We start from the raw sequence: 12,139 nt of genomic DNA on the forward strand, positions 1-12,139 counted from the left end.
ATGACCATGATACGTTTTTGTCCTCACTGCCAAACTGAGCGCCAGTTAACTGAGATTTTCTGTGCAGGACAAGTGAATGATAAACCTTGTGGATGGGATCTAACAATTGAACCTATTCATGAGTCAGGGTGGCGTCCATCTCCTCCAATATCTTCTTCCATTGAGACACCTGCGATACCTGTGCTTAATCATGATCAGCCGCGAAAATGTGTTAACGGGCATTTGATGAGTGAAGATGATTTTATCTGTTTTGAATGTGGTGCTGATCCAGCAGATGAGATTGAAAGTAACGACATTACTGAGAATGAAACGTTTAGATTGATTGGTGATTGGCGTCTTGAACAACGTATCAATTCTGTTAATAGCGAAAGAGAGCGCTATAACGTAAGCAATATCAAAACAGAGCAAGAAGGCGTATTAACACTCTATCTTAAAGGTGAAGAGCCTGATCCTGCTATTTATCAAGTCTTAAATTTGATCTCTACTGACCATATATCGGTGTTTTATGAAACGGGTCGATGGGAAAACCGTGCTTGGCATGTTACTGAGCGATTAAATGGTGGTTCACTCAGCCAATTTATTGAGCGAGGTGATTTTTGGCAATCGGATGAAATTAATATATTAGTTTCAGAATTAGGTACGGCGATCGCAGCGTTAACGGAACATGGTGTGCGTCATCGAGCTTTAAAACCATCAAACTTGATGATCCGCATTCGTGATCCTCTTGATATTGTGGTGATTGAATATGGCTCAGCATGTTTATCTGAATTCGATCTCGATATTGTCTCCCCGCTTGAAATTTCACGTTATAGTGCGCCAGAAATATTAGCGGGTGGTGTTTCGGCTGCATCAGATTGGTGGAGTCTAGGGATCATTTTACTTGAGCAATTAACGCAAGGAGCCTGTTTTAAAGATATCCATGATAATGCGTTTTTAATTCAAGTAATGACCAATGGTGTTGAATTACCCGATGATTTAGAACCTAATATTCAATTACTTTTACGGGGCTTGCTCTGTCGCGATCGCTTTCAACGTTGGCAATGGAATGAAGTCAATGCGTGGTTACAAGGTTTAGCGGTACAAGCACCTGATATTAATTATCACAATGGAAGCCAGCAATATTATCAATTTCAATTTGCAGATCATCAATTTAATCAACCTGATGCATTTGCGATGGTGGCGGCACAAGCACAATATTGGGATCAAGCAACGGAATTACTTACTCATGGTGAAATCACGACTTGGTTAAGCCAATTTGATAATAGTGGCAAACAAATTGCTCAATTGCAGTCATTAGTTGAAAAACAAGATATTGAGCCAAGTTTACGTTTTACATTCGCGTTGCGAATTTTAAATCCTAATATGCCATTGATTTATCGTGGTGAGATCATTACGCCTTCATGGCTTTTAGAACATCCTTTATTAGGTTATCAATTAATTTGTCAGCCTCTCGCCACGGAGCTTCAATCTATTGATGAGACACATTGGCTTGTTCAGCTTTATTATCGTCAATGTACGGTTCGTGAAAGGGCACAACAACAACGTATCCCCCTAAATGAAGAAAGCTTACAACTCTATTTATTAATTACCTCTTTAAGTCAATTAGCTGCTCGCTGGGAAATTATTCGTGCAGAATTTCCTGATGCTTATAATGAAAATCTACGAGCCTTAATCGATCGTAAAAATATGCATGAAAATGATTATATTTTGTTATTAAGTGCAGAGATTGGGCAATATATCACGGTAGATTCACTGGTGAATAATGCCGCTAAGTTAGCCAGAGATCTTGCTATCAAGACGTTTGATAAACAACAGGCAAAAGTATTATTAGCTACACCTCGGTATCAACTTATTGAACAGCTTAGTGAAAGAATAGGGGATTTTAAGCGTGTTAATAACGATATTATTGATAGATGGGCTGATGATTTTCTCTTAACTCGTAGATTGCCTCTTGAGCATATTATTGTGATGCTCTGTATTCCTATTGAACAATGGCAAATACTTGAATCACAAAAATATATTTTAGAAGTGCTACATTTCTTTGCTAAAAAATTAGTTTCTACCAGTCAACGCGGTAATTTAGTCAGAATGCGTTTAACGCCAAATGCAGGACGTGTTGATTTAACCGAATGCAGTTTTGATAATGAAAAGGCGACAAACTTACTTGAGCATTTAATTAATCGTAAGAAAAGGCTATTTTCACTAGAGGGCGAAGTATTACGCCAACGTGAAAAATTAAATAATCGCTTGTGGCTATTACAACAGAATACTCAATCTTACCAACGAGATACGGGTATTAACGGTATGTATTTAGGCTTTCCTTTTTTAGTGCTAAATACGCAACCCAATAAAATAAAACCACGTATTGCACCGCTTTTTTTGTGGCCTGTTTCTATGAGTATTTTGGGGGGCACTCAAGGGGCTGTACAAATTGGGTTTGATACAGAGCGCGCATCGGTACGTTTAAATCCTGCTCTTGCAAATTTTGTTGGTATTCCTGCAGTTAGTGAATGGCAAAAAATACTTGATAGTTTGATGTCACAAACAGGTTTGAGTGTCAGTGAAATGATGCTCACACTCTCATCTTTATTAAATACATCAGATCATACATTAAGTCCATTACCTTCATTAACTGAGGAAATACCAGAAAACAGTGCTTACATTCATTGTTCTGCGGTGTTATTTCACACCTCTTTTATTGGGCAAATGATAAGTGCTGATCTACAACAAATTGCTAATTTACCTATCAATGGCACAGCCCTTGCTACGATGTTGAAAGTAAATACGTCAGCACAAGCTTTAGAAACTCAAGATCCACTGACAGATAACTATTTGTTGTCGTTGGCCGATCCTTCTCAAAATACCATTATTCAAGCGGCAAGAAAGCAAACAGGATTATTGATAGAAGGGCCTCCGGGAACAGGGAAAAGCCAAACAATTGTTAATTTAATTGCTGATGCAATAGGGCGACAAAAAACAGCACTTGTGCTCTGTCAAAAGCCTGCCGCTTTGGATGTAGTATATAAACGATTAGTTGCTAATGGCTTACAAGATAGAGTATTGATTATTCATCAAAATCCTAAAGGGCGAGAGATTATTTCAGCGATCAGAGAACAACTGGCATTAGAGCATAAACGACACCTGATCGCAGATATTAAGCAAAACACGGCTTTTGATCGTGATAGAAGGCTTAACTTAATTCAATTTTATGAAACAACCTTAGATGCTTACTATAAAGCGTTATATCTAACAGATAAACAATATGATTATTCGTATCGAGAAGTGTTATCTGGATTACTCGAATTAGAGTCACAACAAAAGTGGGTAACAAGTTCGGATGAATTAACCATACTGCTTTCTCAATATAATAAGACAACTTTTGTTCAGTTTATCGATAACTTAACGCTATATGGTGTAGATTGGTATGCAATTAACTATGAACATACGCCATTAAATAGTGTTGCTTTATTTTTGCCTGAAAGCACGTTATATCGCCAGTTTAATGAAAATATTACGCTATTTATTGAAGCAGAAAAACAGCGCGATACAGCATATAGCTCGTCTTATCAACAAATTACAATCGATGAGTTAACCGTTCATGAAACAACCCTGAAACAGGGTAAACAGCGGCTAAAAAATCGCAATGAACAACAATGGGATAATTTATCGCATTGGTTAGCGTTATTTCTAAATGAACAAGGCAAGCAAAATAAAGGGGAGCAGTTGATTGCTCAATTAGAGCAATTAGAAACACGTTTACAGCAAATTGATAGTGAAGGTTGTGATCCTTTGATTTTCCGCTTACTTGCTCCGTTAGATAATGTAGCATTAGCAACATTATCAAGAGCTGTGGTTGATAAAATTAAGCCCTCATTTTTGCGTTTCTTAAATCCTTATTATTATAGTAGAAACAGTAAGTTAAAAAACTTTATTGCACAAAGTGGTAAAGAAGACAGAATTGAACATTATATAACGCTACATAAAACTATCATCACTGAGCAACAATGGCGTTTGTTATATCAAGAGTTGCAACCTATTTATCAACAATTAGGGATAGAACAGCAACTTGATCGACAAAATGCACAATGGCAAAACACAATAAATACGGTGATCACTGAGCTTAAAGCCTGTTGCGATGATATTGCGATATTAGCGTTATATCCTCAGCCTGAACATTTTGTTGAGTCGATTCAATCAGCAAAAAAACAGGGCTTTGAACACCAATGTTTAGAAATTGAAAATGCCATAGTTCGCGCTAAAGTACAGCAAACTAGCCTCGACAAATTAGCGGGTTTACAAGAAACCCTTACCGATCACTGTTATCAACAATTTTATGATGCGATCAAAAAAGGCGAATTGCTGACAACCACATTACAGCAATTAGTATTAAGTTTGCCTTTTTTAAGCCAATTTCAGTTATTTCGAGAAAGAACAACACATTTTTCGCCCAATGATTGGCAAGTTTTAGCATTATCACGCCAATTGATTGATGAAAATTCGTCTTCTAACCCTATCGAGCTTTTAAAAGCAACATTGAGTTATCTGTTTTATGTCGCAATCAAAACGGATATTGAAATAAAAAATCCAGTATTAAAGACGCATGCTGAACAATTGCAGGAATATATTGAGCAACTGACAGATAACTATCAGCAATTACAGCAAATTAATCGTGTATTATTAACTGAAAATATTGAATTATCAAAAATTGAAAGTGAGCGTCATTGGGAAAGAATAACACGCTTAGCTGGGCCTAGAGCATTACGGCTACGCGAATTTATTGATGAAGCGACGCAAATGGGATTGTTAAGATTACGCCCTATTTGGTTGATGACGCCGGATGTGGCAAGTCAAATATTACCCCTAAAAGCAGGGCTTTTTGATAGTGTTATTTACGATGAAGCCTCACAAATGCCGATTGAATTTGCATTACCAACCTTATATCGCGGTAAACAAGCTATCGTAAGTGGTGATGAAAAACAGATGCCACCTTCATCTTTCTTCAGCAGTAAATTTAATGAAAATGAAGACGACGAAGATAACGAGGAAGATGATCAACAAGAGAAAAGCAGTGAACAATGGGACTCAAGCCAAATTTGCCATTGCCCTGATTTGCTTCATCTCGCTCGAACTGTATTGCCTATTCATACTTTAGATATTCATTATCGCTCAGCATTTCGAGAGTTAATTAATTTCTCAAATTATGCCTTTTATGAGAATCGGCTAAATATTCCAGCTCAACACTCAGCAAAAACCATTAGTACAGTAAAACCTCTGCATTTTATGGCGATCAATGGTACTTATGTCAATCAAACCAATGAAAAAGAAGCCTTAGCGATCGTCGAATATTTAGCAACATTATGGCAGGCACCTTTTGATAAACGTCCTTCTGTGGGAGTGGTGACGTTTAACCAAAAACAAGCTCAATTAATTAACCAGCATATTCGTGAACGCAATGATTATGATGTGGATTTTTTAAAGGCTTACACCGAAGAAAGTACACGTTTGGATAACGATGAAGATATGTCATTTTTTGTGAAAAACGTTGAGAATGTGCAGGGTGATGAGCGAGATGTTATTTTATTTTCGACAACTTTTGGCCGTAATGCACAAGGCACTTTTAGGCGTAATTTTGGTGTATTAGGGCAAACTGGGGGAGAGCGTCGTTTAAATGTCGCTATTACCAGAGCGAAAAGGCAAGTCGTGATCATGTCATCAATGCCGATTGATGAAATATCTGATCTATTAAGCACCAATAAACACCCTGAAATTCCACGTGATTACTTACAAGGTTATTTAACTTACGCGAGTCATTGCCATCAGATTAATCAGCAAGAGGAAAATAAACGCTTATTAATGCGCTTATGTCGTACTCAAGCTAATGTGGTAACTCAAGATCAGCTGAACGATCAATTTGTTATTGATGTAACACGCTTTATTCAATCTCAGGGATATCATATTGCACCATCACAACAAGTGGGTATTTTCTCTTTTGACTGTTTAATTGAAGATAAACAGCAAGGCAAATTCCTAATAGGAATTGAGTGTGAGATGCCTCAGCATGAGTGGTTATCTCAAGCTTGTGCGCGTGAGTTATGGCGAAAAGATATTTTGCGTAAAGTAGTACCTTATCATTATCGCGTTTCGTTGACACAGTGGTTTTACCATCGCCAAGAAGCACAACAACAACTTCTTGAAGCCTTACAACATGCCTCTTTACTGAATGAAAAAGTGAGTGAATGATGAGTTCATCAGTACATTATATCTCTGTGAAAGAAACCAATGTTATTCGTTATCATCGACAATTAGCGAATAGCAAAAAACAATTCAAACAATGGCGGGCATTAGTAGAACAGCTCATGTACCAAGATGAACGAGTGAGCCAAATTGTATCTACTTTTAATGCATTGGTTAAAGATAACCAGCAATTGGATGTGTTAGATGCTCAATCAGTGGGTCGGTTAACAACTAAATTAAGCCAGTTTATTGCCCCGTTACGACAGGATATGAAAAATCTACGAGAACAAGTGCTCGAAGAAAAAGCGCTTGCACGTCATATCCAACAAAGCAAACAAAAATCATTGGCATTGTTAAAACAACTAAAATCACAATTAGCGAATGACAGTGTTTTGATAACTGAAATTGAGCACAGTGAAAACATGAATGCTGAAGAAATCAGCATATTACTCTTTCGTGTGACTAGTGAAATTGAAGTGCAAAAAGCGCAACTCAGCCCAGCTCAAACTGAACTATTGGCGCAATTAAAAACGCAATCTGCATATAGCCAACAGTTATGGCAAAGTAGTGAGCCTCAAAGTCCATTTGCACAACAATGCCATCAAATTGAGTTGATGATTGAAAAATTACGGCTTGTGGGAAATGAAATAGAAGCCAATCATAATGCAAACCAATTTATTGAAATACAAAAGCTTATTGATAGCAAAAAACAACGCTTACTGGCAGATTCAATGATAATGAATATGGCTGAAAGCTTGCGTAATGGTATAAGACGTATTGAGTTAATGGAAGAGTTAGTGCGACTCTGTGCAGAGCTTGAAAGCTTTGATAATGAAGAGATGGTGACACTTAGTCGGGATACAGAAACAGTAGCATCATTAGCAACAGCCGAACAGTTGGATGTGATGATCACAAAACTAAAACAGGCAATTGATACTCACGAACAGCAACTTTCAATGAGACAACAATGTGAAGCGGTATTGGCTGGTTTAAGTGAGTTAGGCTATGTGGTGCATGAAAATGCAGTAAATTCATGGCTTGATAATGGGCAAGTTGTTGTGTCTCATGCCTCAATTCCTGATTATGGCTTAGAGTTAGGCGGAAAACAGGCGCGTTTCCAAGCGAGAACGGTGGCGTTAACACATCAACGTGATATGGCGCGCGATAAAGATGTTGATGCTATTTGGTGTAGTCAGCATCAGAAATTACAAGCAATTTTGGTGAAGTCTCACGCAGAGTTATTGGTTGAGCGAGCATTGCCGGCAGGGCAAAATGCAATGAAGGTAATAGAGAGTGAAGGTACTGTTCATCAACATTTAGCCGGACAAGCGCAAAAACCAAAAACATTTAATCGCTAAACAATAAAAGCCACTCGTTTGAGTGGCTTTCACATGTAAATCTATCAGTTAAGCAATAGTGACAGATTTATCTAAATAAACATCTTGTACTGCATTAATCAGGGCAACCCCGTCTTTCATTGATTTTTTGAACGCTTTACGGCCTAAGATCAACCCCATACCACCAGCACGTTTATTAATGACGGCGGTGCGAACTGCATCTTCAAGGTCATTATTACCAGAAGCGCCACCAGAGTTAATTAACCCTGCGCGACCCATATAGCAGTTTGCTAATTGGTAGCGAACTAAATCAATTGGGTTTTCAGTAGTGAGTTTCGTGTAAACTCGCTCATCAGTATGGCCAAAGCCAATCGCTTTAAAGCCACCGTTATTTTCAGCCATTTTTTGTTTAACGATATCAGCACCAATAGTTGCTGCTAAATGGTTTGCCTGACCAGTTAAATCTGCACTTGCATGGTAATCTACGCCATCTTTTTTGAACGCGGGGTTGCGTAAATAAGCCCATAGTACAGTGACCATACCCAATTCATGAGCACGTTCAAAGGCCATTGAAATTTCTTCAATTTGGCGACGGCTTTCTTGTGAACCAAAGTAAATAGTCGCACCCACTGCAACAGCACCCATTTCAAAGGCTTGTTCTACGCTGGCATATAGAGTTTGGTCATATTGCGCTGGGTAGCTTAAGGTCTCGTTATGGTTTAATTTCACAAGAAAAGGAATTTTGTGTGCATAGCGACGAGAAACAGAAGCAAGAACACCATAAGTAGAGGCAACACAGTTACAACCTGCTTCAATCGCCAACTCAACAATATTTTTTGGATCAAAATAGAGAGGGTTTGCTGCGAAAGAGGCTGCCGCTGAGTGCTCAACACCTTGGTCAACAGGTAGAATAGACAGATAACCCGTTCCCGCTAAACGCCCGTGATTAAACAGGGTTTGCATTGAACGTAACACGCTATTAGGGCGATTATTATCAATCATTACACGATCAACAAAGTCAGAACCTGGCAGGTAGAGATTTTCGCTCGGGATGGTTTGGCAGCGATGGTCTAATAATGATTTTGCATCAGCACCTAACAAACTTACTATATCAGTCATTACATACTCCAGTTCATGATGAGATGAGAGTGATTGTCATTTATCTACATTAAGATAACAAGTCACATTGAGGCGGTAACCGGCAGTGGATCGCTTCAGGTAACACAATAAATTCAAATTTATTCCCTAAAAGGGGTTCTCCATCTAAATTAAACACCATTTCATGAGAAGCACTAATGTTTACCCAGCGACTTTCTCGTTCAATAATCTTGTCATTTTTCTTGCTATCAAACATGCTGTTTAAAATTGAAGGGAGAAGTTCGTGAGCTTCAACAATGGTAATATTGAGTTTATTGTCATTAATTAAGGCTTCAGAGCATAATTTTTGTCCGCCACCCGCTTGACGCCCATTACCGATAGCTAAAATAAGAGACTCACCTTCCCAATGAAAATCTTCAGCTTCAATAGTGCAATAATCAGCTTTTAAAGAGTCGATACTTAAAAGACCATTAATAAAATAGGCGGCTCCACCTAATGCTGATTTTAATGCATCAGGGGTTTCTGTTGTAATTTTGGTTCCAAAACCGCCAGATGCCATATTGATAAAATAGTGTGTCTTGTTCACTGAGATAATATCAATGGGAACAGCACGACCTTTAACCGCTAAGTTAAGCGCATTTTCCATATCACGAGGGATTTGAGCGCTGGTGGCAAAATCATTTGCTGTACCTAAAGGAATAATGCCAAGTATAGGTAAAGATGAAGGTGAAAGATGAATTAATTCAGAAACAACACTATTAATTGTTCCATCACCTCCTGCTGCAATCACCGTTTCGGCTTGTATATCTATAGCTTCTTGTACAAAACGGCGTATATCACTGGATTCCCAAGTTACTCTTACTTGGAGGTTAAAACCTTCATTACGTAATTGATAAACAGCTTTTCTCAATGCACCGTTGTTAGCGCTTTTTCCATTAATGATTAGCAAGCTAATTTTACTCATTGATGAGTCCCTTTAATTGAATCACTCTTTTAAAGGTAATGGATATCGAGAAAATTACTATTTTTTTTACAAATGATAACGAAAAAGAGAACGTGTTTACGCAAAGGAGGGTTGATAACGGTGATGAAAAAAGAAAAGGCAAATCCAAGGGAGATTGGATTTGCCAAGGAGGTGGTTCCTAGTCTTACTGTATTCATTCTAGTTCTTTATTTTTCGAAACTGATGATACGGTAAACAAATTATTATTGATGTGATCTGTATTTGAAATTGACCATTTTAAATCAGATTATGACACTTTACTTCACTTCTACAGCATCAATCTTATGCGGTTGACGTGTTGTTGTACCTTGTAGATTGCGGATCAGCAGTGCGAAATCTAAATCAACATCTTCAGGAACAGATAAATAAACCATGTGACCATTACCTGGTGCAACATCAGTTGGTTGTTGTTTTTTGTTAAATAGCGATTCTAACGTGAACTGAATATTTCCAGTTGGTGTCATTAATTCTAGGCTATCACCTAAAACAAATTTATTTTTAACATCAACTTCAGCTAAACCGTTTACGCGTTTACCTGTGAATTCACCGACAAATTGTTGGGTGTCAGAGACAGAGTAACCATATTCATAAGTTTGGTACGCATCATGGGTATGACGACGTAAGAAACCTTCTGTATAACCGCGGTGTGCTAAGCCTTCTAATGTCGTTAGCAACGTTGGATCAAATGGTTTACCTGCAACCGCATCATCAATTGCACGACGATACATTTGAGCTGTACGTGCACAATAATAGAAGGATTTAGTACGGCCTTCAATTTTCAAAGAGTGCACACCCATTTGAGTTAATTGCTCAACGTGTTCAATCGCACGCAAGTCTTTAGAGTTCATGATATAAGTACCGTGCTCATCTTCGAACGCAGTCATATATTCACCAGGACGTTTTGCTTCTTCGATTAAGTAGACTTTATCTGTTGGCGCGCCAACACCTAAAGTAGGCTCAACGTTTTTAACTGGGATTGGCGTGTATTTTTCAACGATATTACCCACATCGTCTTCTTTGCCTTCTTCGACTTTATATTCCCAACGGCAAGCGTTAGTACAAGTACCTTGGTTCGGGTCACGCTTATTGATATAGCCAGATAACAGGCAACGGCCTGAGTAAGCCATACATAATGCACCGTGAACGAATACTTCTAATTCCATATCAGGAACTTGCTTACGAATTTCAGCAATTTCATCAATAGAGAGTTCACGAGAAAGGATCACGCGAGTTAATCCCATTTGACGCCAGAATTTTACAGTTGCCCAGTTAACGGCATTGGCTTGTACTGAAAGGTGAATATCCATTTCAGGGAAGGCTTCACGCACCATCATGATCAAACCCGGATCAGACATAATCAGCGCATCAGGGCCCATATCAATGACGGGTTTTAAGTCACGGATAAAGGTTTTTAATTTAGCATTATGGGGTGCGATATTAACCACAACATAGAAGCGTTTACCTAATTCATGGGCTTCTTGAATACCTTTAGCAAGATTTTCATGGTTAAATTCATTATTACGCACACGTAAGCTATAACGTGGCTGACCTGCATAAACGGCGTCTGCGCCATAAGCAAATGCATAGCGCATATTTTTTAATGAGCCAGCAGGAGAGAGCAATTCGGGTGTAAACATGGTTAATTTCCTGGTTCTGATTTCAAGTCAGTCCCCCACACATTGGGTAGGGGTATATCATAAAGGGGGGGATTCTATCGCTTAAGTGTGGCGAGGTTCAATGTATTCCTGAAAAAATATCATCGAAATCGATAAGCTTGGGTCTCCCAACGATATCCTTGACCATAAATTGAGCGAATAAATTCAATTTGATCGTTAAGTTGCTCAAGTTTACGTCGTAAGTTTTTAATATGGCTATCAATGGTTCTATCCGTCACAATGCGGTAATCATCATAAAGGTGATCCATTAGCTGATCACGAGTTAATATTTTTCCGGGTTGTGTAGCTAACGCTTTGAGTAGACGGAATTCAGCTGTGGTTAAGTCGAGAATTTTATTATTGTATTGGATTTGATAAGCCTGCTCATCAATGACGACTAATTTATCACTTTGAACAATATCTTGTGGTCGATAAAAACGGCGTAATAAGGTTTTGACTCTGGCTACCACTTCTCTTGGGCTGTAGGGCTTGCAAATATAATCATCGGCACCAATCTCAAGCCCAAGCAATCTATCTATTTCTTCTGTTTTGGCTGTGACCATAATGATGGGAATATCGGAAAACTGACGTAACTCTTTACAGACCGTAATGCCATCTTTAACGGGCAACATCAGATCTAATAATATTAAATCGTAATGTTGCTGTTTTACACAATGGCTTACTTCAGCACCATCTGCTAGCCAGTGAGTTTGATAACCCGAAGCTTGAAGATAATCAATAAGTAATTGGGCAAGTTTGGGTTCATCTTCAACAATAAGGATTGAATAGGGTAATTCGACAGCAGTCATTAT

6 protein-coding genes are annotated in these 12,139 nt (G+C 38.4%); 2 read left to right on the forward strand and 4 right to left on the reverse strand.

Annotated elements, in window-relative coordinates; translation table 11 throughout:
* Together JEP40_RS11905 and JEP40_RS11910 are read left to right on the forward strand one after the other, a co-directional pair.
* A complete protein-coding gene (locus tag JEP40_RS11905) occupies positions 1-6,240 on the forward strand; it encodes a protein kinase domain-containing protein (RefSeq protein ID WP_198623720.1) in 6,240 nt (2,079 codons plus the stop codon).
* Positions 6,237-7,592, forward strand: coding sequence for a hypothetical protein (locus tag JEP40_RS11910; protein ID WP_198623721.1), 1,356 nt, complete (start codon positions 6,237-6,239; stop codon positions 7,590-7,592). Before JEP40_RS11905 ends, JEP40_RS11910 begins: the two co-directional genes overlap by 4 nt.
* 48 nt (positions 7,593-7,640) lie before the next feature.
* Here the strand turns inward: JEP40_RS11910 and fbaB are convergent, their stop codons facing one another.
* The 4 genes from fbaB to baeR all read right to left on the reverse strand — a co-directional run bounded on the left by fbaB (position 7,641) and on the right by baeR (position 12,136).
* Entirely contained in the window at positions 7,641-8,690 is a 1,050-nt protein-coding gene (fbaB, locus tag JEP40_RS11915) for a class I fructose-bisphosphate aldolase (protein ID WP_109407737.1), read from the reverse strand.
* Positions 8,691-8,739: 49 nt separating this feature from the next.
* Positions 8,740-9,633 (reverse strand): lipid kinase YegS, encoded by an 894-nt coding sequence (gene yegS / locus JEP40_RS11920; protein ID WP_198623722.1) that lies wholly within the window; start codon positions 9,631-9,633, stop codon positions 8,740-8,742.
* Between the two features lie 296 nt (positions 9,634-9,929).
* Complete coding sequence (yegQ, locus tag JEP40_RS11925) at positions 9,930-11,309, reverse strand: tRNA 5-hydroxyuridine modification protein YegQ (RefSeq protein ID WP_072064214.1); 1,380 nt, start codon at positions 11,307-11,309, stop codon at positions 9,930-9,932.
* A 119-nt stretch (positions 11,310-11,428) separates the two neighbouring features.
* Positions 11,429-12,136 (reverse strand): two-component system response regulator BaeR, encoded by a 708-nt coding sequence (baeR, locus tag JEP40_RS11930; protein ID WP_198623723.1) that lies wholly within the window; start codon positions 12,134-12,136, stop codon positions 11,429-11,431.
* Positions 12,137-12,139: the final 3 nt, after the last annotated feature.

The sequence above is a fragment of the Proteus vulgaris genome (assembly GCF_016239305.1).
Taxonomy (GTDB): Bacteria; Pseudomonadota; Gammaproteobacteria; order Enterobacterales; family Enterobacteriaceae; genus Proteus; species Proteus vulgaris_C.